The following is a 19877-nucleotide window of genomic DNA, read 5'->3' as shown; positions in this document are numbered from 1 at the left end:
TTTTGCTGATCAATATTCGTTAAAGTATGTCTGGATTTTTGCAGGATCATTCGTTTTCGTCAGCGCAAGCATCAGCAATATTCGCGACTTTTCGGGATTGAGCGAATTTGAGGCGAGAAGCTTTTTCTTTTCAAGCTCCGGGCTTGGTGTGACAACGCCGTTTTTCGTCCGGCTCGACCGAACGACGGCCACTCCTTTTTTTGCGGCGGCAACTGCGCCGTTTTTCGCCGCATCCGAGATTGAACCGTTTCCGCTGCCCGCGAAGATGATTCCTTTTGCGCCAGCTTTTTGCGCCGCATCAAACAAATATCGTCCATCGCTTTGATACCCGTAAATAATATCGACCTGCGGCAGCTTATCGATTTTCGAAATGTCAAAATCGGTTTCCCTTGTGTGTTTTTTCGTGATGTCATTGAAGATATAAATGTCGCCTGCGATAACGCCGATATTGCCCATTTCCTCCGACTTAAATGTATCAGGCGTCGTCGTGTTCGTTTTCGTCACATATCTAGCCGAAGCGATGCGGTCGTTCAAGACGACTAAAGTTCCTTTCCCTTTCGCTTCCTTGCTTGCGGCCACTTTGACGGCATTGTACAAATTGGACGGACCATCCGCTCCGATTGCGGTCGAAGGCCTCATCGATCCGACGACGACGATCGGTTTATCGCTTTTTATGACGAGATTCAAAAAGTAAGCCGTTTCTTCCAGTGTATCGGTGCCGTGGGTGACCACGATTCCGTCGACATCATCTGAAGCGAGCAGCTCATTGGCGCGTTTGCTCAGCTTCAGCAATGTTTCATTCGTCATATTTTGGCTGCCTATATTTGCGATCTGTTCACCGCTGATATTGGCGATATCCTGCATTTCAGGCACAGCTTCAATCAGCGCATCAACGCCTACTGCACCTGCTCTGTAATTGGTTGTTGACGTTTTCGACTTGTCTGCTCCCGCAATCGTTCCGCCGGTTGCCAAAATTTTTATATTGGGAAGACCTTTCTGTTTTTGTTCCGTTTTGGTTGCTGCAGTTTCCGTCTTCGCTTCAGCCTTTGATTCATTTGCAGGCTCATTCGAACTCGAACACCCGGTGATCAACAACAGCCCTAATACAATCATCAGCATTCGTTTTTTTATCATGGTTTTGATCTCCCCTTGCTGTATGTAAGCGTATTTTTTGTATTTTCTCCTTCTGCCCCCCTTTAATACCAGTGTAAATTTTATAAATTTTCCGTCTAATCTTATGGCAGATTTTCTTCTATCCTTTCGAAAAAAAAGGAGAAAACTCCCCTTGTTTTCCCCTTTTGCTATTGCTTTAAAAGCCTAAATTCTTCTTTTACTTTTTTCAAAAACTCCTCATTCGTCATCAAATCATAAGCGGTAAACGCCATCGATTTCGCACCGAGCATCAAGCCTTCAAACCCTTTGCTGCTCATGGCCGCTTCCCGAAACTCCGGCGTGTGGCATGCATACGGTTCATCACAGATTTGCACATACGGATGGATCGACGGGGCGATCTGACTGACGTTTCCCATGTCAACCGAGCCTCCTCCATCCGCTTTTTCGTGGATCGAATCCGGTTCGACGCCTAATTCGATCATGTTTTTTGTAAAGATGTCGGATAGGGCTTGATTCGTTTTCAAATCGTCATAGGAAAGCTCGTAAAAAGATGTTTGAAGACGGGCGCCCGTTGCCAGAGCAGCCGCCTTGGCGCAGTTTTTCACTTTTTCGAGCAGTTCGTTGACATAGCTGCGTTCCGCCCCCCTGACATAGAACTGGGCCACCGCATAGTCGGGAACGACATTGGCCGCTTTCCCGCCTTCGGGAATGATGCCGTGAATCCTTGCATCAGGAAGAATATGCTGTCTGAGCGCATTAATTCCGTTGAACGTCTGAATCACCGCATCAAGCGCATTGATTCCTTCATGCGGCGCTCCCGCTGCGTGTGAGGCTTTCCCGAAAAATTCAAATTGAATTGCATCCATCGCCAGCGATGTTCCGCTTTTTTCGTGTCTGTAATATGGATGAACCATCATGGCCGCATCGAGATGGTCAAAGACCCCCTGTTCGGCCATGGTCACTTTGCCGCCTTTTGTTTCCTCTGCGGGCGTTCCGTATACGTACACTTTGCCGCTGCATGACGCCATCACTTTGCTGATGCCGATGGCAGCCCCGACGGCCATCGTCCCGATCAGGTTGTGGCCGCAGGCATGGCCGATGTCGGGAAGCGCATCATATTCCGCCATCAACCCGATCGCCGGTCCGGGGCGGCCGCTGTCATATACGGCTGTAAATGCCGTCGCAAGGCCGCATGTGCCAAGCTCTACTTCAAACCCGTGTTTTTTTAATTCTTCTGACAGGATCTTTGACGCTTTGAATTCTTCATGCCCCAGCTCAGGATGGTTGCCGATGTATTGGCTGATGTGAAATAAATCTTGCCGGATGTTTTCAATTTCTTTTTCAATTTGGCTTTTCATGGCGGTGCCCCCTTCTTGTTTTTGATTCCTAATCTTACGAAGGAATTGACAAGCGACTGTGATCTATTCGAAAATGATTAAATATATATTTAAATGAATAATAATACATTATAAAGGAGAGCAGCCACGTGGGCAATAATCCTTCCGAAAAAACGGGTTTCCAATTTCCGCACTCGTATGTATTGGATTTTTTCTTTCATCATCCTTGCCGCTTTTGCGTCTTTCTTGATCCCTTCAGGCAAGTTTGAACGGACGGAACAAGACGGCCGCACCGTGATCGCCCAGGGAATTTACAGCCCGTACTGACGCCGCACCCGCCGGGGTATTTTCGCGTATTCAAAGCCGTATCGGAAGGAATCCATGCAATCGGCCGACATCATTTTCTATATGATCATCCCGATTTCAGGCGTACTGATGGCGATGCTCGCGATTGCAGCATTCCGTACGACCGCTGGATCAAGTTCGTCTGGAAGCTGACCGCCGGCTGGTTGCTCGCGACGAGCCATCGCGTTGATGACCGGGATGAAGTGAAAGCCCCTCCGGCTTTTCACTCGTACCTTAACGTAACCTTAAATTTTCCCCAAGCCGTCCTTTTCACCCAAAACGGCCTTCCGTCTGAACTCAGGACTATTGAATCACCAACTGTCTTTTCGACATAACATTGCCTTTTTTTCAATGTTTCCTCTGATTTCTCAAGATTTTCAGACAATTTTCGCGTATCAGAACTACTTTTCGGATTCCATTTATTTCATCTAAAGGTAATCCTTTTGTTATAGTCTTTTTCACCCAGTCAAACTTTTCAGGAATGCCTAAACGTGAAACAAAGCGTCTAAAATTAGGATTTATAACCTATTTCACAATGATTCTCCAAACCTTAAAATGAGTACTGTTGTTTCTATTTTGCAGAAGAAACTCAGAAAAAAGGAAATTATATAATCATAATTTCACTGTTTGACAAACAAAAAGACCGGGACTTGAGTAAGTTATACATCATAACGACGTCGGCCTTTTGTTGCATGACAATGAAAAAAAATAGAAAAAGGAGATAGACATGCGTAATAAAAAGTTTTATTTAATGTTGCTCTTGATGATCGTAGCCGTATTTTCTGCCGCATGCAGCGGGGGGAACAAAAGTGCAAGCGCTGACAAAGACGAAGCAAAAAAAGCGGATAACGCAGAGATCAAAATACTCAGCACAGAATATACGCTCCCTGATGATTCAACAACAAAATTAGCCGATGGTGAACTGATTTTAAAAGTGAAAGTGTCCGTAAAAAACACGGGAAAAGAGCCATTATCCGTCACCCGCAGATCGTTCAACCTTTATCATGGCGATTCTAAAGTGACTGATGTAAACATTTATGATGCTCAGAATGAAAGATTAACGACTGCAACGCTAAACTCCGATAAATCAGTCGACGGATATCTGTATTACCAAGTTGAAAAAGGGGAAAAGTATCAGCTCGAATATGCGCCTGAAACGTATGGCGACGAAAAAATCGAACCGATTGAATTTGAAATAGACGGCGGCAGCAGCGCCATGCTGGAGTCTGCTAAAAAGCTTGACGACCCGGCAAAAGCTTTGCTTGCTTATACAGACATCACGCTCTTCGGCAAGGATAATGAAGATTTCGAAAAATTGACCGGCGAAAACAAACGGGAAATCGTCACCGATTATATTGAGGGCGGCCAAAAATCCCTTATCAAGTCCATGGGCATCTATAATGAAGAAGATGTCGATAAAAAGAAACTGAACAAACTGATCAGCGCCATCCAAAACGCCTACAAAGATAAAGCGAAAGTCAAAGCGGTTACAAAAACGATGACCAGCGAAGAAGCAAAAGTCGAAGCAACCATTACACCAATCGACAGCTCAGATACGCAAAAAAGAGTCCAAAAGAGAATGGAAGAATACGTGAAAGACAGCGGGAAAAATTATATGTCCCGGGAAGAACTGATCAACCCTACCATCGATGCCATGGCGGAAGAGCTCAAAAAAGTGGAAACCGCCTCAAACGATAAAACCGTTGAAATCACGATGAAGAAGACGAAAGACGGCAAATGGCAGCTTGATCTTACTGATTATGATACCGAGGATTATTTCTCAAGCTTCTTTAAAAACTAACAGCAAAAAAGCACCTTTTTTCGGTGCTTTTTTTGCTATCGTTTTTCAATGACAATAAAACAAGTGCTGTCAGGCAAAGAAGCTTCCTCCCCATTCACTTCTGTTAATTCAATTTTGGGAATAAGATGCTCCTCATACCCTGCTTGCAAATAATGCTCAAAAGCAAGGATATTCGCACGTCCGCCCAGTTCTTTCTCAATACAGGCCCGATATTCAGAAGGCGTGAAATAGCCAAACTGCTCTTGGACTTCATGCGGATACGCCTCTTCCCCCCAAGTATATGTATAGAGAAATTCCATCGCATCATTGACATAAAGTACAGCCGCATCCTTCTCGATCTCAAGAATCTCTATCTGCCGTCCTTTAAAGTCACGGACATATCTTCTTAAGAAAGCCATTCCATCTGGATCTTTAAAGCGAATCCGGACCACCGCCATCTTGTCCTCTGTCATAATGCCGTCTCTGATGATGATCCTGCCTTTTGGCCTCAGCACTTCAAACGCGCTTTTTAAAGCTTGGGAAATGATCCGGTGATTGAATTTTCTGCCCTCATAAGGAACGTATGAAAACAATTCGTGGAGAATCGATGAAAATACGATCGTATCGACGCTCTCCTTTTCGATATACTCCGGCAAATCCAGCGCATCGGCCTGCTTGACCTTCCACGGTTTATGCTCGCGGACCTTCCGTTTTTGCAGTTCTTCAATGACGTTGACCGATAGATCAATTCCGATCACTTCAGCCTCGGGGTGATACTCCGTCAGCAAATCGAGCATAACGCCTCCGCCTGCGCCGATATCGAGCATCTTTTCCCCGACGGCATAATCGGCGATCTTCTTTTTATAATCTTCAGCGCCATTCATATCTGACAAGTAAGCCTGCTCGTTTTGCAGGCGGTCAAATGAATCTTTCCGAAACTCAAAAAAGTCGTAAAGCAGTACGATCGCCCTTTCGTATAACGGCGATTTCTCAGCTTCTTGACAAAACTCAATCAGCTTCAGCCCGGCCTTTGAGAACGAAAAGGTGACACCGATGATTTCCGAAGCGGCGTCAAACGGCTGAACCGCTAAAGAAACGTGTTCATTAACAGGCGCCTTGCCGTGAAGCAGGTCTGTGACAGACATTTCTTTCAAATAAGCTTCAATAATCCGCTTTTTATAAATATTCGTATGCCGAACGCCTTGATAGTCGCGGTAAATATCCTTCATCAGCGGTTCAAAACTGATATGCCTGACAGACAGGGGATTGACGGAACGGCGGATGAGCAGGAAGATTTTGACGAACTCTTCAAAGCTGAAAGAGGAAAGCGCTGACTCCACATACCATAAGTCGACCTGTCCAAAAAGCCGCCGCAGGGCGTTTTCTGCCGAGTGCTTTGTCAAATACGGCTCATAGCGGCTTCCGTCTTCTCCCATATCAATCGCTTGCTGGCGCAGCTTTTTCAGCCTTTCTGCAAACGGCAGCTCTCTTTTGCGCTCACCTTCCGAAAGATGCGCCACGACCTCGCTCACATCGTGTTTGACCGAATCCCAAAGCGCAGCCGACACGCCGGCGATAATGCATTTGTTCAAAACATACAGCACCCTCTTCATATCGATGTCCGCCTGTCCTGATGCTTCCATCCAATCGATCAGAGGATCAAGCTGCCGGTATCTCGATTCCCCGCGAATGTACTGCCCCACAAGCCCGTGCGTCAAAATCAACAGGTAGACAAGCTCCTCCGTATCTTGCCGGTCAGCCAAAAACGGCCGGCTTCGGTTTGCATAGATTTGCGCTGAGCCGATGTTATGAATCGCGAGCTGAAACCCTTTGTCCCGCCATTCCTTTCTTTTATGAGGCTGTCCGCATTTCGCCGTCTCACTCCAGATAAGGACCTCTTCAATAATCGCCTTTTCCCTCTCCGGGATATCGGCTTGCTCTAATATGCAGAGCGTCTTTTCAACATAGAGAAGAACAGGATTGGAAGGCATCTTTTCCAATGAAGGAACGCGCTCCAGATTAACGTTTTTCTCCTCCGTCAAAAAAAGATATTTCAACCATTCGGCATCCCGCAAAACATGCCGGTCCCCGTTTTTCAGTTTTTCGATTGCTTCCAAAGATTCCAGACGTCTCATGTAGCTTCCCTCTTTCTATTCTATAAGAACCATCATAAGGTAAATAGTTTCATATAGAAATAGGGCGAAATACACATAGTTTACAGCGTCTGTCCGCTGTCTGCGGTTATGATCTGCCCCGTCATGGCCTCCTGCTCAAGTACATCACAGATGAGCTTGGCGATGTCCTCAGGGGAAGCGAGCCGTTCCAAAGGCATCTGGCGGGTAAGCTGCATCATTTTTTCTTCCCTGCCTTCCCACCATCTCGTGGCCACTGCTCCCGGCGCTACGCTGGAAACCGTAATCTCCGGGGCAAGCGCATGAGCCAATGATTTCGTAAGACCGTGAACTGCCGCTTTTGATACGGCATACGGTAGCGAAGACCCTGATCCGGTCAATCCGGCAATGCTTCCGACGTTAACGATGGCACCACGGCCGTTTTTTTTCATCAGCGGGGCCGCCGCCCTTGCACAGTGGAACATCCCTTTGACATTGACAGCATAAAGCACATCCCAGACGTCATCCGAAGCGGCCTCCAAATCGTCAAGCTGAATATGCCGGGTGATGCTTGCATTATTGACGAGGAGATCGACAGTTCCGAACTCCCGTACGATCGTTTCAATCATATTCCGGACTTCATCGTCCCGGGAAACGTCAGCTTGAACGGCGATCGCCCGTCCTCCTCTTTCAGCGATCATCCGGACCGTTTCTTCCGCCTCCGCTTCTGAACGTGAATAGTTCACCGCAACCGCAGCCCCGCGCTCTGCCAGTTTAAGAGATACAGCCCGTCCGATTCCGGTGCCGCCTCCCGTCACGAGTGCCGTTTTATCTTGAATATCCATTTTGATCCGCCCCTTCCCCGGTTGTTGATGCAAGCTGTGCAATCCCATTTCCAAACGACCAGTTCTCTTTCACATTCTCGGTCACGATAATCATGACATCCTCCATCCGAATGCCTGCCCCGCTGTGCAGGTGTTCTGCGATGCGTCGATACAATGCCGGCTTTTTTTGGATCGGTCTTTGCTTCATTGTGATTTGAATATAAATCAGATCTTTCGTTCGATTGATGTTCATATAGCCCGGATCGAAGAAAAATTCTTCTTCATCGTGCTGTGTAATCACTTGAAAGTAGTCGTCTTCCGGCACATCGATCGTCTCTGTCATCGCCTGATGAACAGAGCGGCTGATCGTTCGAAGCTCTTCCTTTGTTCTGCCCTTTAATAGATCAATTCGGACAAACGGCATGTGATCATCCCTCCTCTTGTTTGATTTATAGTATATATTCCTTTTATGGTTTAGTATAATTGAATCATTTGAACGATATATTCAATTTTATTGAACCCCATATCGGAGGAATTTGAACATGGATATGAAAGCAGTAAAGACGTTTCATAAAATCGTAACTTGCAAAAGCTTCAATCGGGCGGCGGAAGAGCTGAATTACGCCCAGTCCACCGTGACGATGCAAATTCAAAAACTCGAAACAGACCTCGGAGTCCGCCTGCTGGAAAGGGGAAAAACATTCAGGCTGACGGAAGCCGGCAGGCTTTTTTTTGATCAAAGCCGGCATATCGTCAAAGAGATCGAGCAGCTGCAAAACAACATGTCTGACTTATTGCTCGGTGAAGCCGGCAGCATTCGCCTAGGGGCGGTGGAACCGATCGCAAGCCGCCTTTTGCCCGGGATTTTGGGAGAATTTTTAGCAGAGCATCCAAAGATCCGGATATCCGTCGAAATCGGAAACTCGGCGCCGCTCGCGGAACGGCTTTTGCAAGGGAACCTCGACCTCGCCGTCTGCTCGACGCCGGCGATCGGAACAGACCTTTATTTTGAACCGCTTTTCGCGGAAGAGCTGACAGTGCTCATGCCCGAAGGACACCCTGCGGCAGAACATGAGCGCGTCAGCTTAAATGATCTCAGAGAGCATCGCCTGCTCATCACGGCCCACAACTGTACGTATCGGAAAAAAGTCGAAATCGCCTTTCAGGAATTGCCCGGGAGCCAAATGAACACAATGGAAGTCGGCAGCATGACCGCATTGAAAAACTATGTAGCCGCAGGACTCGGGATCGCCCTCGTTCCAAAAAGCATCGCGTCCTCCCCGCCTGCCGGAACTACGGTCCGCGACCTCAGTGACAATCCGATTGCCATCAGGTTCGGCATCCTCTGCAAAACGTCGGCATTTCCTCTGAAGCACGCGGCAGCCAAGCTTTATCAATGTTTAAAAGAAAATCTTCAAAGACAAAAAAAGGACCTTCCGAATTGATCCGGAAGGCCCTTCCCAACCTTACGCCTAATTTAGCGGAATCGTTATTTGCACTTGTCCGCCCCCCGTCTCCGCATTCCTGATCACCAGATCGCCTTGATGCAGTTTTGCGACATTAAGAGCAAACGTAAGGCCGATTCCGTAATGTCCGTTGGATGTTCTGCTTTTATCCTCCATGTAAAAAAGCTGTGCCGCTTTTTTCAGCCCTTCAGGAGTAAAGCCATTCCCGCTGTCCGTGATCGTAAAAGTGAGGGAGTCTCGCCGGCAGGCTGCTTCAAAATAAACCTTCCCTTCGTCAGGCGAATGGTCGGCTGCGTTTGACAGAATATTCATCAGCGCCCGCTGAAGAAGCTGGCGATCAATTGTTGCCTCTTGCGAATCAAGGTTGTGTTCTGTCCGCACGATTTCAACGCTTTTGCTTCCTATGTATGCCGTCATTTCCTGAATCACGCTGTTTACAAGCTCCTTCACTTGAACGCGTTTCAGATCGGCGCGGAACGCTTCCTCTGTTTTTGATATATGGATTAATTGATCGATATATTGCTCGATTTTATTTGCGGCATTCAGGATATAGCCGATATAATCGGACTGCTCCCCGCTTTGTGATGATAAACCCAGCAGTTCCGCATTTCCTTTAATAATCGTCATAGGGATTTTCACATCGTGGGCAAGCGCGCCGATTTGTTCGTTTTTCGATTTTTCCATGTGCCATTGCGCCTCAAGAGATTCCTGAAGGGCATTTTTCATCTCGATAAGAGATTCAATGACATCATCAAATTCCTTGAAATTCGAGTATTCCGGTGAAAGATTCAGATTCTGTTCCTTGATTTGTTCCGTTATCGTGTTTAATTTGTCGAAATGCCTTTTTAATTGATTGGCAAAATGCGTTGTCACAATAAAAATGACCGTGATGATCAACATAACCAGGATGCAAATGCTCGTCAGCTCATAGTTTGGAAGATACTTTCTCAATAATGGAGAATGGAATTCAGCCCGCAAGGAATATTCCAAAACGCAATATTCGTCTTTTCGGTCGATGATCAGATAGCCTTTTTGCTTGAAGTTTACATACGGCTTGTTCTCTATTTTTTTCCTCACAATATATAAATCTTTCTCTTTTATCGTCCCCGCGGTTTTCCGCTTCGATTTCTTATCCAAAATGGCGTATGACATCGTATCCGGGATCATGCTGCCTGTTACCTGTTTTGCTTCCTGAAGCCGCGGTTTCAGCTTTTCCGCTTTATGTTCATTATCATTCGCCGGATCAATCAGACCCGCATTCATTCCCATTGTGTTGACAAACAGATACAGGGAGGTAACGGCGGCTAAACTTAAACATAGCGTGATCATGTATACAATCAGTTCTCTGCGGAGCGTCTTTTTTCTTTTCGTTATTCCCATTTGTATCCTACGCCCCACACCGTTTTAATGGGATCCTCATGATGTTCTTTGCATTTTTTTCGAATCGTCCTGATGAATTCGGTGATCGTAGAGTATAAAGCGTCGCCGTCCAACCCGTATACTTCTTCATAAATCTGTTCTCTCGAAAAGGTCCGGCCTTTATGTTGGGCCAGGAACTCGCATATTTTATATTCGTTTTTCGTCAGGTTTAATTTTTGACCGTGAATAAATACTTCCTTGCTGTCAAAATGAAACAAAAACCCGGAAATGAGCCGCCTTCTCTCGTGCTTCTCCCGATTCTCCCTTCTTAAATGCGCATTGACCCTTGCGCTAAGCTCGAGAACGCCGAACGGCTTCGAAATATAGTCGTCCCCTCCCGTCATGAGACCTTTTACGACTGCTTCTTCATCCGTCTTCGCCGTAAGGAATATAATCGGACAGTCTACGATCGGACGGATGAGCTTGCATAATTCAAATCCGTCAATGTCGGGCATCATGACATCGAGCAAAATCAAATCGTATCCTCCGAAAACGTCGAGAGACTCTCTGTTTATTCTATCCAGCGTATGAACCAGATGCTGATCCCGCCGCAAAATGTTTTGAATGAGGACCAGAATATCCTTATCATCGTCTACCGCCAAAATGTTCGCCACTTGCTTATCCACCCTTTATCACTATTCATTAGCCTTTCTTCCTTCCCAGCGGATAAACCATAGGATGCTGGTGATGAATACAGCCATTATAACAAACGTCATCATATATATTCCCGTATTCATTTCCCGGTCGAATAACGGCATATATTCGGCGTCGATTTTCCCAAAATAACGTATTCCGGCAAGGCCTGATAATCTGATGCCCCATGCCCACGGGTTGTATTTCCATATCACGTCGCCAAGCCCCGTATTCATCAGAGCCGTCATAAGAAAGCCGGCGCCTCCCAATAGAACGGACGCTCCTATTCCAAACACACAGCTGACCAAAAAATAGAGCATATACAATGTCACACATCCGGCGAACAGCCATGCCCCGCCTTCCCAAAAAAGAGCATACGGAAGATCGGGCACCTTTAAGACAAACGTCAGCCCGGCCAGGTAGACTGCAATCGCCAAAAAGACGGATGCCGCATTCATCATAAGGAGGAGGGCGATTTTACTGACATACGCAGTCAGCTTTACAGACGTTGCGCCCAGGAGCACTTGAAATTTTCCGGCATGCTCTTCGAGTTGGGCAGCCGTCCCGCACATGATGCTGATGAGAAACGGCAATGCAACCGCCATCAACGTCATATACGATTGATATAAATCAAACGGGCCCGGGTCTTTCGAATAGAAATAAAGCAGAAAAATCCCTGCGTAAATGAACGGAATCAAAAGGTGCAGCCACATAAAAGAGGTGCGCTTCGTTTTTTGGATATCTGCCCGCAGGCACCTCAAAAACAGCCTCACTTTATACCACCCCCCGTTGGTGAAAACGAACGTTTTGTCACGATCATCAAGACTGCAAACAACAGAGCCGCAAGCAGCACCGCCGGAGGAACGACCGCCCAGCTATGCAGGGGATCGCCATTCTCAAGCGGCAAGCCGTTCGGATGTATGCCGATCGCCGGACACATCATGCGGATCGACCAGCTCCACGGGTTTAACCACCATAAAGATTTCGAAGCCGACATAATGCCGAGAATCAAGCTGCCTAATAAATTGACCGTAACGGCAGCGGCAAATCCAAACCTTCTCGCGAGAAACAGACAGAGCGGAATTTCCCAGAGCGTGGCGGCCCAAAGCAGCAGACTGGCTGTGATAATGGCCAAATTGACAGTCGCAAGTTGCGGAATAACAAACCCCATCATATACATGAAACCTAAAAATATGACTTGCGAAGCCAATGAATAAATTGCGATCACCGCCACTTTTGCATACCACATCGTTTTCAAGTCGACCGGTGCCGAAAAGACGCCGTTGTAGTTGGACGCTTTTTTCTCCTTTTGGTGTGATGATGCACACATCAATGCGATCTTCATCGGCATAAATATGATCGACCACCAGTTGAATGTACCCGTGACGAAAAAGCCGGCGTTCATCAAAAAGGAGAAACATATATTGATCAAAGGAACGGTGACAATGGCTTTCCTCGCAAACGCCCGTTTAAACTTCAGATTCTCTGCTTTTATGTATTGTCCGATCATTGATCTCCACCGTCTTTCTCACGGTTTGACTTTACGACTTCCATAAAGAGCCGCTCAAGATCGTCCTTCTTATCGATTTCCCCCTGGTACCCAAGGCGTCCTCCGCTGATGATGCCGATATGATCTGCGATTTGCTCCACCTCTGAAAGAATATGGCTTGATAAGATAACCGTGATCCCTTCCCGCGGAAATGACCTGATGAGCTCCCTCAGTTCCTGTATGCCGATCGGGTCCAGTCCGTTAGTAGGCTCATCCAGAATAAGCAGCTTCGGATGATTCAAAAGGGCAATTGCGATCCCGAGTCTCTGCTTCATTCCCATCGAGAACTGTCCCGCTCTTTTTTTTCCGGCATGGTGCATATCAACGGTTTTCAGCACCTTCTCGATTCTGTCATGTGCAAGGCCCCTTAGTGTTGCGTGGACTTTTACGTTTTCATATGCGGTCAAATTGTCATAAAGAGGCGGATATTCAATTAAAGACCCTATATCTTGTAAAAAAGACCTTTTCCATGGATGGCCGTCAAAAAAGATCTCCCCTGACGTTGGTTTTAAAATTCCGGTCAGCATTTTCAGAGTTGTTGACTTCCCGGCGCCATTGGGACCGAGCAGTCCGTAAATGCTGTTTTTTTGAACTGTAAGCGAGACATCTGTCACCACTGTGCTTCTGCCAAATTGTTTTTTTAGATGTTTCGTTTCCAACAGGATGTTTCCCATGCCTTTTCCTCTCCCCGTATTTCTTTGATTTCGGAGCGGCTGCGCTCCACATGGTGTCATTTGATATTGTAAGATGCTTTTATCAAGATTTAATCAAGACTGGGAAAACGCAAAAAACCTTCCAATCATGTCGGAAGGTTTTTTGTATCATGAAGGCATCAGTTCAAGATGTTGATCAAGGTCATCTTTTAATGCGGCTTCGATATCTTTAAAACGGTTCGAGACGGTCGAAGCGCTGACGCCGTACTTTTTCGCAAGCTTCGCCTGGGATACCGCTTTTTCCGATTTGGATATCGTATTGATGAAGTACTCCAATGCAGCCGCGAATGCTTCGGTTTTTTTAATGCTCGGGGATTTTTTGGCGCAATACGATTTCCATACGCCGATCGCCCAAGAAACGAACGTTTCGGGATGTCCCGCTTCAAGCATGCCTTTTTCAAGGACGAGCGCGGTTTCTTTTTCCATATCGTTCGCCCATTCGATCTCACGGGGAGCAGGTTTTGATGCAGGCTCTTCTTCTTGGCAGAGCCTCATCAGCAGGCGATGAAACTCTTCCCTCATAAACCGTTCTGCTGCGCCGCCTTCACCCGTAAAGCGTTCCAGCTCTTCTGAAACCTTGCTTTTAATCGCTTCCGCCATTTTCCGCGGATAGATCGTAAATTGCAGGAAGAATTCCGTATGCCCGCCGAGCTGAATCGGAAAGCCGAGCACATACTCGCCGATGAAAGGCCCCTCTCTTTTCACGCTCATTTTGATCGTGACTTCTTTATTTGAGACCGCATCTTCAAAACGAACCGCACCATCGGCGATTTGCTTGACCTGCAGCAAAGCCGGATCCAGATGCTTCCAGGATTGAACAGCTTCTTTCGTTTGCGATCTGAGGATGGCAGAGCCCTTTTGCCGCAAATAATCCTCAAAGATCGTCAGGGCGCCCTCTGCAAGCGGCTGGGAAAATACTCCCCACACTCCTAAATTAAAGACGCATATTTTTTGCGCCGATTCATCCAAATCTGCCAGAAAAGAATATTGATTGAGAAATTGATCAATCGTTCGTTTATGTTCTGTAAACGCGAATTCCATAACATCTTTTTGAATCTGTTTCAGCTCTTGCACAACAACGGCCGGAAATTCCGCCTTCGTATTGCCGCAGCACTTTTTATATTTCAGCCCGCTGCCGCAAGGGCAAGGCATGTTTCTCTTCACTTTTCCCACGATTAAACCTCCGTATCATATACTACAACTTATATATTTTATCAAAACTTTGGAGAGTGGGAAATCGTTAATGAAAAAGAGAAGGATTTAGCGTAATCGTAAATTTTTTGAAATACGGCAAAAAATACCGTCCGATTTGAACGATGCTTTTTATCTCTTTATCTTTCGATATTCCAGAAAACCAATCACCAGCAGCACAAGACAGCATCCGGCCCACTGAATGGCAGTCAGGTGTTCGTTCAAAAACAAGACACCGAAGAAAATCGTAATTACCGGCCCAGCCATCGAAATGACGGCACCCCGTTCCGCTCCAATCCGCTTGATGCCTTCAAGCATGAGCATAAAAGGAATGACCGTCGTTACGACCGCCATGATGACGAACAAACCGTACAGTGAAGGATCGTAGGAAACAAGGTTGACCGGCTCGTCTCCGGCCGCTTGGACCCCCGTGTATTCGACCATCAAAACGCTCGCCGCTCACATTCCGTAAGCATTCATCCGAATGCCGCCGATCCGGTGGACAAGGCTGCCCGATACAACGAGATAGGCGGCATAAACGACCGCTGATAAAATAATCAAACACGCACCAAACAGATTCGCCTTGACCAGCTGTGAATCCCAGCCGCCGACAGCCAAAAACAGGCCGACGTTGACAAGAAGAATGGCGATGAGATCGCGCATGGGCATTATTTTCTTTTTCGCCAGTGCAGACAGGATCAATGCGAAAATCGGATAGCTCATCAAAAGCATCCGCTCGACAATCGCCGATACATAATGAAGCCCGATAAAATCAAGCAGCGGTGACAGAAAAAAACAAAGCAGACCTGCTGTGCAAGCTTGTATAATCTCCCTTTTTTGTGGTTTCGGCGGCAGCTTTGAACGATAAAGAAAACATATCATCCAAAACAGCGGCGCTGCAATCAATTGCCTGTATAATAAAACCGCAGTAGGTGATGCGCCTTGTTCATAAACCCATTTCACAAAAATGGATTTTGATGCAAAACACATCGTCCCAAATACCATAAAACATATCCCCGCAGCGGCCTGAACGCCGCTCTGCTCAACTACGCTCCCCTCAGCTCGTTTCATTTCTCATACTCATCCTTTATTCATCGATATGCTTTTTAATAAAATGCAGCAGCGTATTCCCCTGTGCCGTCTGGATGACGCCTTTTCCCGAGCATTTCGGACATGGAAGCCGGTCTTCCTCGCCGCTGCCCCCGCAATGCGGGCAGGTGATTTCCAAGTCGTCTGTTGCGATCACCACAATGTTCACCCCCATTTAATCTGACATGAAACGGCCACGTCGGCCGGTCTCCTTCCATGGCCATCACCTCCTTAAAAACACAAAAAACCCTCGCCACAAAAGGACGAGGGTCTCGCGGTACCACCTTTTTTAATCGCATCAACGATTCGCTTAGCAAACATACAGAAAAGGAATACCCCTTTTCGATATGTTTCTCTTAATAACGGAGAGAACATTCCGGCCCCGCCTACTTTTTCGTTTCAGCAGGGCGATTCAGAAGCCCATTCCGCGTCAGGGAGGTATCGGTTCACACCGGCCACCGACTCTCTTAAACCTTCGCCATTGACGCGTACTTACTCTTCCTCCACATCGTTTAGCCGTACATGATTTGTAAAAATTATCATACGCTACACATTGAAGGCGTGTCAATCTATTTTCGTTTTGGAACGGACTTTCAGGATGCAGGCGATGAATAAAGCGATGGCGATTAAGCCGAAGCCGTACAATCCATATAAATAGCCATGAACCCCGACATAAAGCAAGGGAAGGAAGAGGCTAAGACAAACGCCGATGAACACGGTATATAATACACGCAGTAAACCTTTATATTTCAGAGCCTCTGATTCCCGATCGGTATAAATCGCCGTTGTCTGAACCTGACTCGCATCAGCCGCAAAATAGTGCCAATTAAACAAACGGGTGACATGCCTCCAGCCGGCATCCTGAAAGATCCGTACATATTCTTCTTCATCCCGGTTTGATGTAGCTTTATAGTCAAGTCGATATACCGTTTCATTTGGCTCCGTTTTTTCAAATAAATAAACAAATAGAAATAACTTTTTCAGCATCCAGCCGTTCATTGCCATTTCACTTAGCCACTTTTCTTCGGCACGATCTTGCCAGGCTAAAAAGAAACGACATACATACTTTCTTTTTTTCATCATTCATTGCCGCCTCTCTTGTTCCTCAAAATGGATTTACTGACTGCCACCAATTTGGACAGACGCTTAAATTCAAGCTCTGCAACCGTCCAGCCTTCATTCGTTAAAATATATTGCTTTCTGCGGTCATCTCCCGTGCCTTCGGTCTTTTGAATCAGGCCCTGCTTTTCAAGCTTGTTAAGCGCCCCATAAAGAGTGCCTGGACCGAGCTTCACTTCCCCTCCGCTCATGCCGTCTACCTTCTGCATGATTCCATAGCCATGGAGCGGCTCGGTTAATGACAATAATATGTAGAACGTCGCCTGGGTAAGGGGCAAATAACGTTCCGGATTTGTTTTCTTCACTTTCACACCTCTCCATCAGCACGACGTTTATCACTTACAAACTTCATGAGCAATGCAGCCCCAGTCATATTACATAAAATACTGCCCCCACACGCCATAGCCCAAAATGCTCCGCTTGCCCCCGATAACATCATCAACATGAGCAGCGCCATCCCGGTTAGAACAAATGCAATTCCTGTGCGGTATAATCTCATTTTTTCACCTCCGGACTTTTATATCGTAACCCGATATATCGCATGGCGATATAATATCGTGGCGTTTAGCCTTCTGCCTGTAAGACGGAACGGGCAGAGTTGTTCAGGAAGCTTATTTAAAAGGTATGGACCACTCATGATTAGTTGCTTTTTTAGACTCAAATGAGTAAGATAAATGTATCGAATAACCAAGTAAAATTCTGCATTACACCCAAGTCAAAATGCAGTACGGCAGGAAAACATGACACACGTAAATTGCATTCCTTTTTTAGAAATGCATAAAATAAAAAAGACCCGACTGCGCCAACAGTCGAGTCATCATACACAAAGCGGCCCGTCAAGGGGCTTGCTCAGATAGCTCTTCCGTAGACACTATCCCTTTCACTTGCCAAGGCTTAAGGGAGTGTCTATTTTTCTTTCTTAGACAACACGGCAATCAGCATGCCGAAAGCAATCATTATAGAGATTGTTTCGTATGTTGTCATGATGCATCACCCCCTTTCAAATGGGGATGAGCAAGAAACTCCCTCAAGCGAGCATATAGCTTTTGTGTACAATGAATATTTTACCATAGCACTTCAAAAACTGAGATACCTTTCCATCTCGAAAAACAAAATATTGAGGCTGATGCAGAAACTAAAAAAGCCTTATCGCAGCGCAAAAAAATCGCTCCAAAGGAGAGCGATTTTTTTGGTCATGCTTGTAAAAAAGCAGCAACTATTCTGATTTCTTATTCCGCTCAGCAAACACCGCCATCGCGTCGCGCATAAATTCAGCTAAGCCTTCGCCGTATTGATCGATATTTTTTGTAAAGCGTTCATCATCGACATACATTTGCCCGATGCATTTGAATGTCTCAAGCGAAAAGTGATGGCCTGAATTTTGGTTTAAAAAATCATACCATTCTTGAATGGCTTCCTGTGCCTCCTCTGCATCAGGCGCACCGTTTCGAAGGCATGCGATTTTTCTGTAAATAGCGTCAAATTGCCGTTCCACCGCTTTCCGTTCGTCTTCAGACATGGCGGCCATATGGGCTTTCGTTTTGTCAATGGCTTCGTCTCCCCAGCGTTCGCGCGCTTCCGCTTCGTACGGGTTTTGGCTGAAATCGAAGCCCGCAAATTTTTCTTCATTTGTCATTTCTATTTCCCCTTTCGTAAATTGTATCGTTTTATCGATCGTCTCAATCATTTGGTCCAGCCGCTTTCGTTTTTCAAGCAGCATTTTCCGGTGCATGTGAAGCGCTTCATGCCGGTCAAAAGACGGATCCTCGAGAATGGTTTTGATTCTTTTCAAAGGGAAGTCGAGCTCTCTAAAAAATAAGATCTGCTGCAGCTTTTCCAGATCGTCATCTGAATAAAGCCGATAGCCCGATTCAGTCGTCTCCGACGGAATCAAAAGTCCGATTTCATCGTAATGATGGAGTGTGCGCACACTGATTCCGACCATATCGGCAACCTCTTTCACCTTTAGTTTCATAATCTGACCTCCCTTTGATATTGACTATAAAGTATCACGCAACGTGAGAGTCAATGCTTTTTTTATAAAAAAAAAAGCAAGCCTCGGCCTGCTTTCATACCTTATATTTGCAACGTGAAACTTCTTTTTTAGTTTTTGCATCATTTCCGTTCGGACGGGAAAGAGCGTGAATCTCATCCTCATCCCAATACTTTCTGGCAGTATATAGATGCGTCCCTTTTTCATCAAAACAAGAGATCATGATAAAATCGTAATCATACTCGAACAGCTCTTCATCTTCATCGCTGTATTCACAGTCAATCTGCCGGTATTTTTTTAGCAAATACGCGTCATCATGAATCTTCCAAATCCATTCTTCGCATTCAAACGGCTCGTTATAGACGATGTTAGACATATTGGATGGCATTCCTTAAAAACGGATCATCCAGCCATTCGTCTATCTGGGCTGCGGAAAATCCTTTAGAGACATTCAGATCAATCAGCGTCCCGCCTGAATAGCCGAATGAAGCGGATCTGTCGGGGATTGTGTCCGGACCTTTTGCCAATACATTCTTCAGCTTTTTCAGCATGTTTCCGCAGCTTCTGTCCAAATCGCTTTTCGGGTTTGCGGCGGCTTGAATGACTTTTTCAAGCTTCTCATTTCCGCCGATGATGTCACCCGCTTTATTCAAACTGACGTCCGGCAGAGTGAGCCCTGCCATCTTTTTTAGAAACTCATTGACATGCCATTTTTCGTAAGCGGCTTTGTCTACCGGCTTTCCATTCTGTTCACCGACATAATCCGAATGGCTTAACAGCTCGGCCCCGAGCTCTTCTACCCCATTCAGCGCCATTTCTATTTGCGCTCTTTTCAGATCGTCAAAAGTCCCTTCAACTGTAATGTGATTTTTGCCATCGACATGAATCTGCATGCTCATTTTCCGCAAGAGTGATGCCGTTTTCTCTGAGGGCTTTTTCGATATCACTGTTTAAGAGCTGCCTGTTTTCATAGAGAAAATATATTGAAAGCTGCACGCCATTCATTCGAGATTTTAGTGATCGTCCGTTTTTTTGCGCTTCTTCAGCCTCCTTGCTGATGGTCAGCGTATCTTTTTTTGCAGCGGCTTCGGTCTCAGGCCTTTTTGTTTTTGACTGCTGTTGGTTTGAAACAAAATCTATCAGTTTTTCTGTATAAAGTGCAAGTTTAACCCTATCTCGAATATTCATGGGAGCT

The 19877-nt window shown here is 46.1% G+C and carries 23 protein-coding genes, 1 pseudogene and 1 other annotated feature; of the genes and pseudogenes, 2 read left to right on the top strand and 22 right to left on the bottom strand.

Going from position 1 to position 19877, the window contains the following annotated elements; translation table 11 throughout:
- Positions 1 to 9: 9 nt before the first annotated feature.
- The 3 genes from NSQ39_RS01840 to NSQ39_RS01830 all read right to left on the bottom strand — a co-directional run bounded on the left by NSQ39_RS01840 (position 10) and on the right by NSQ39_RS01830 (position 3022).
- Positions 10 to 1134, bottom strand: a complete 1125-nt coding sequence (locus NSQ39_RS01840; protein WP_175075262.1) for a type II asparaginase — start codon at positions 1132 to 1134, stop codon at positions 10 to 12.
- A gap of 167 nt (positions 1135 to 1301) precedes the next feature.
- Positions 1302 to 2471, bottom strand: coding sequence for a M20 family metallopeptidase (locus NSQ39_RS01835; protein ID WP_175075263.1), 1170 nt, complete (start codon positions 2469 to 2471; stop codon positions 1302 to 1304).
- 383 nt (positions 2472 to 2854) lie between these two features.
- Positions 2855 to 3022, bottom strand: a complete 168-nt coding sequence (locus NSQ39_RS01830; RefSeq protein ID WP_175075264.1) for a hypothetical protein — start codon at positions 3020 to 3022, stop codon at positions 2855 to 2857.
- 500 nt (positions 3023 to 3522) lie between these two features.
- Here NSQ39_RS01830 and NSQ39_RS01825 point away from each other — a divergent pair, with 500 nt between their 5' ends.
- Complete coding sequence (locus tag NSQ39_RS01825; RefSeq protein WP_046129020.1) at positions 3523 to 4596, top strand: DUF5105 domain-containing protein; 1074 nt, start codon at positions 3523 to 3525, stop codon at positions 4594 to 4596.
- Positions 4597 to 4631: 35 nt separating this feature from the next.
- Here the strand turns inward: NSQ39_RS01825 and NSQ39_RS01820 are convergent, their stop codons facing one another.
- The 3 genes from NSQ39_RS01820 to NSQ39_RS01810 all read right to left on the bottom strand — a co-directional run bounded on the left by NSQ39_RS01820 (position 4632) and on the right by NSQ39_RS01810 (position 7934).
- Complete coding sequence (locus tag NSQ39_RS01820; RefSeq protein WP_175075265.1) at positions 4632 to 6710, bottom strand: class I SAM-dependent methyltransferase; 2079 nt, start codon at positions 6708 to 6710, stop codon at positions 4632 to 4634.
- Between the two features lie 80 nt (positions 6711 to 6790).
- Positions 6791 to 7531, bottom strand: a complete 741-nt coding sequence (locus NSQ39_RS01815) for an SDR family NAD(P)-dependent oxidoreductase (RefSeq protein WP_175075266.1) — start codon at positions 7529 to 7531, stop codon at positions 6791 to 6793.
- Entirely contained in the window at positions 7515 to 7934 is a 420-nt protein-coding gene (locus tag NSQ39_RS01810) for a tautomerase family protein (protein ID WP_175075267.1), read from the bottom strand. The genes NSQ39_RS01815 and NSQ39_RS01810 overlap by 17 nt, the downstream gene beginning before the upstream one ends.
- 118 nt (positions 7935 to 8052) lie before the next feature.
- On the opposite strand from NSQ39_RS01810, the gene NSQ39_RS01805 reads away from it, so the two are divergent.
- A complete protein-coding gene (locus NSQ39_RS01805; protein ID WP_175075268.1) occupies positions 8053 to 8955 on the top strand; it encodes a LysR family transcriptional regulator in 903 nt (300 codons plus the stop codon).
- A gap of 27 nt (positions 8956 to 8982) precedes the next feature.
- Here the strand turns inward: NSQ39_RS01805 and NSQ39_RS01800 are convergent, their stop codons facing one another.
- From NSQ39_RS01800 to NSQ39_RS01725, 16 genes and pseudogenes are all read right to left on the bottom strand, one after another.
- On the bottom strand, positions 8983 to 10356 hold the full coding sequence (locus NSQ39_RS01800; RefSeq protein ID WP_175075269.1) for a sensor histidine kinase: 1374 nt from the start codon (positions 10354 to 10356) through the stop codon (positions 8983 to 8985).
- Entirely contained in the window at positions 10347 to 11009 is a 663-nt protein-coding gene (locus NSQ39_RS01795) for a response regulator transcription factor (RefSeq protein ID WP_046129025.1), read from the bottom strand. The genes NSQ39_RS01800 and NSQ39_RS01795 overlap by 10 nt, the downstream gene beginning before the upstream one ends.
- A gap of 21 nt (positions 11010 to 11030) precedes the next feature.
- Entirely contained in the window at positions 11031 to 11801 is a 771-nt protein-coding gene (locus NSQ39_RS01790; RefSeq protein WP_175075270.1) for a lantibiotic immunity ABC transporter MutG family permease subunit, read from the bottom strand.
- Positions 11798 to 12538: a lantibiotic immunity ABC transporter MutE/EpiE family permease subunit gene (locus tag NSQ39_RS01785; RefSeq protein WP_175075271.1), complete on the bottom strand. Its 741-nt coding sequence runs from the start codon at positions 12536 to 12538 to the stop codon at positions 11798 to 11800. Before NSQ39_RS01785 ends, NSQ39_RS01790 begins: the two co-directional genes overlap by 4 nt.
- Positions 12535 to 13251: a lantibiotic protection ABC transporter ATP-binding protein gene (locus NSQ39_RS01780; RefSeq protein WP_175075272.1), complete on the bottom strand. Its 717-nt coding sequence runs from the start codon at positions 13249 to 13251 to the stop codon at positions 12535 to 12537. The genes NSQ39_RS01785 and NSQ39_RS01780 overlap by 4 nt, the downstream gene beginning before the upstream one ends.
- A 147-nt stretch (positions 13252 to 13398) precedes the next feature.
- The gene (locus NSQ39_RS01775) at positions 13399 to 14463 is read right to left on the bottom strand and encodes an SEC-C metal-binding domain-containing protein (RefSeq protein ID WP_175075273.1); all 1065 of its coding nucleotides are present in this window, start codon (positions 14461 to 14463) and stop codon (positions 13399 to 13401) included.
- A gap of 150 nt (positions 14464 to 14613) precedes the next feature.
- A pseudogene (locus tag NSQ39_RS01770) lies at positions 14614 to 15552 on the bottom strand (DMT family transporter).
- Positions 15553 to 15568: 16 nt separating this feature from the next.
- Positions 15569 to 15730 carry a tryptophan RNA-binding attenuation protein gene (locus NSQ39_RS01765; protein WP_175075274.1) on the bottom strand — a complete coding sequence of 54 codons (162 nt, stop codon included), beginning with the start codon at positions 15728 to 15730 and terminating at the stop codon, positions 15569 to 15571.
- A gap of 96 nt (positions 15731 to 15826) precedes the next feature.
- Positions 15827 to 16085, bottom strand: a binding site (T-box leader).
- Positions 16086 to 16134: 49 nt separating this feature from the next.
- Entirely contained in the window at positions 16135 to 16650 is a 516-nt protein-coding gene (locus NSQ39_RS01760; protein ID WP_236809518.1) for a DUF2812 domain-containing protein, read from the bottom strand.
- Entirely contained in the window at positions 16650 to 16994 is a 345-nt protein-coding gene (locus NSQ39_RS01755) for a PadR family transcriptional regulator (RefSeq protein ID WP_046129032.1), read from the bottom strand. The genes NSQ39_RS01760 and NSQ39_RS01755 overlap by 1 nt, the downstream gene beginning before the upstream one ends.
- A 2-nt stretch (positions 16995 to 16996) precedes the next feature.
- Positions 16997 to 17188, bottom strand: coding sequence for a hypothetical protein (locus tag NSQ39_RS01750; RefSeq protein WP_175075276.1), 192 nt, complete (start codon positions 17186 to 17188; stop codon positions 16997 to 16999).
- Positions 17189 to 17595: 407 nt separating this feature from the next.
- The gene (locus NSQ39_RS01745) at positions 17596 to 17673 is read right to left on the bottom strand and encodes a putative holin-like toxin (RefSeq protein WP_128748380.1); all 78 of its coding nucleotides are present in this window, start codon (positions 17671 to 17673) and stop codon (positions 17596 to 17598) included.
- A 232-nt stretch (positions 17674 to 17905) separates the two neighbouring features.
- Complete coding sequence (locus NSQ39_RS01740; RefSeq protein WP_175075277.1) at positions 17906 to 18664, bottom strand: MerR family transcriptional regulator; 759 nt, start codon at positions 18662 to 18664, stop codon at positions 17906 to 17908.
- Between the two features lie 94 nt (positions 18665 to 18758).
- Complete coding sequence (locus NSQ39_RS01735) at positions 18759 to 19058, bottom strand: hypothetical protein (RefSeq protein ID WP_175075278.1); 300 nt, start codon at positions 19056 to 19058, stop codon at positions 18759 to 18761.
- Positions 19051 to 19575: a DUF4885 domain-containing protein gene (locus NSQ39_RS01730; RefSeq protein ID WP_236809520.1), complete on the bottom strand. Its 525-nt coding sequence runs from the start codon at positions 19573 to 19575 to the stop codon at positions 19051 to 19053. Before NSQ39_RS01730 ends, NSQ39_RS01735 begins: the two co-directional genes overlap by 8 nt.
- Positions 19535 to 19870, bottom strand: coding sequence for a hypothetical protein (locus tag NSQ39_RS01725; protein ID WP_236809521.1), 336 nt, complete (start codon positions 19868 to 19870; stop codon positions 19535 to 19537). The genes NSQ39_RS01730 and NSQ39_RS01725 overlap by 41 nt, the downstream gene beginning before the upstream one ends.
- Positions 19871 to 19877 lie beyond the last annotated feature (7 nt).

Origin of the sequence: Bacillus sp. FSL W8-0848 (assembly GCF_038007805.1) — a bacterium.
Classification (GTDB): domain Bacteria; phylum Bacillota; class Bacilli; order Bacillales; family Bacillaceae; genus Bacillus; species Bacillus glycinifermentans.
The sequence above is the reverse complement of the archived record's forward strand: the minus strand, read 5'-3'. Positions and strand labels throughout refer to the sequence as shown.

Coding starts and splice junctions, on each gene's coding strand:
- NSQ39_RS01840 (WP_175075262.1), bottom strand. CDS start 1,134: ATGATAAAAAAACGAATGCTGATGATTGTATTAGGGCTGTTGTTGATC.
- NSQ39_RS01835 (WP_175075263.1), bottom strand. CDS start 2,471: ATGAAAAGCCAAATTGAAAAAGAAATTGAAAACATCCGGCAAGATTTA.
- NSQ39_RS01825 (WP_046129020.1), top strand. CDS start 3,523: ATGCGTAATAAAAAGTTTTATTTAATGTTGCTCTTGATGATCGTAGCC.
- NSQ39_RS01820 (WP_175075265.1), bottom strand. CDS start 6,710: ATGAGACGTCTGGAATCTTTGGAAGCAATCGAAAAACTGAAAAACGGG.
- NSQ39_RS01815 (WP_175075266.1), bottom strand. CDS start 7,531: ATGGATATTCAAGATAAAACGGCACTCGTGACGGGAGGCGGCACCGGA.
- NSQ39_RS01810 (WP_175075267.1), bottom strand. CDS start 7,934: ATGCCGTTTGTCCGAATTGATCTATTAAAGGGCAGAACAAAGGAAGAG.
- NSQ39_RS01805 (WP_175075268.1), top strand. CDS start 8,053: ATGGATATGAAAGCAGTAAAGACGTTTCATAAAATCGTAACTTGCAAA.
- NSQ39_RS01800 (WP_175075269.1), bottom strand. CDS start 10,356: ATGGGAATAACGAAAAGAAAAAAGACGCTCCGCAGAGAACTGATTGTA.
- NSQ39_RS01785 (WP_175075271.1), bottom strand. CDS start 12,538: ATGATCGGACAATACATAAAAGCAGAGAATCTGAAGTTTAAACGGGCG.
- NSQ39_RS01780 (WP_175075272.1), bottom strand. CDS start 13,251: ATGGGAAACATCCTGTTGGAAACGAAACATCTAAAAAAACAATTTGGC.
- NSQ39_RS01760 (WP_236809518.1), bottom strand. CDS start 16,650: ATGAAAAAAAGAAAGTATGTATGTCGTTTCTTTTTAGCCTGGCAAGAT.
- NSQ39_RS01750 (WP_175075276.1), bottom strand. CDS start 17,188: ATGAGATTATACCGCACAGGAATTGCATTTGTTCTAACCGGGATGGCG.
- NSQ39_RS01745 (WP_128748380.1), bottom strand. CDS start 17,673: ATGACAACATACGAAACAATCTCTATAATGATTGCTTTCGGCATGCTG.
- NSQ39_RS01740 (WP_175075277.1), bottom strand. CDS start 18,664: ATGAAACTAAAGGTGAAAGAGGTTGCCGATATGGTCGGAATCAGTGTG.
- NSQ39_RS01735 (WP_175075278.1), bottom strand. CDS start 19,058: ATGTCTAACATCGTCTATAACGAGCCGTTTGAATGCGAAGAATGGATT.
- NSQ39_RS01730 (WP_236809520.1), bottom strand. CDS start 19,575: ATGCAGATTCATGTCGATGGCAAAAATCACATTACAGTTGAAGGGACT.
- NSQ39_RS01725 (WP_236809521.1), bottom strand. CDS start 19,870: ATGAATATTCGAGATAGGGTTAAACTTGCACTTTATACAGAAAAACTG.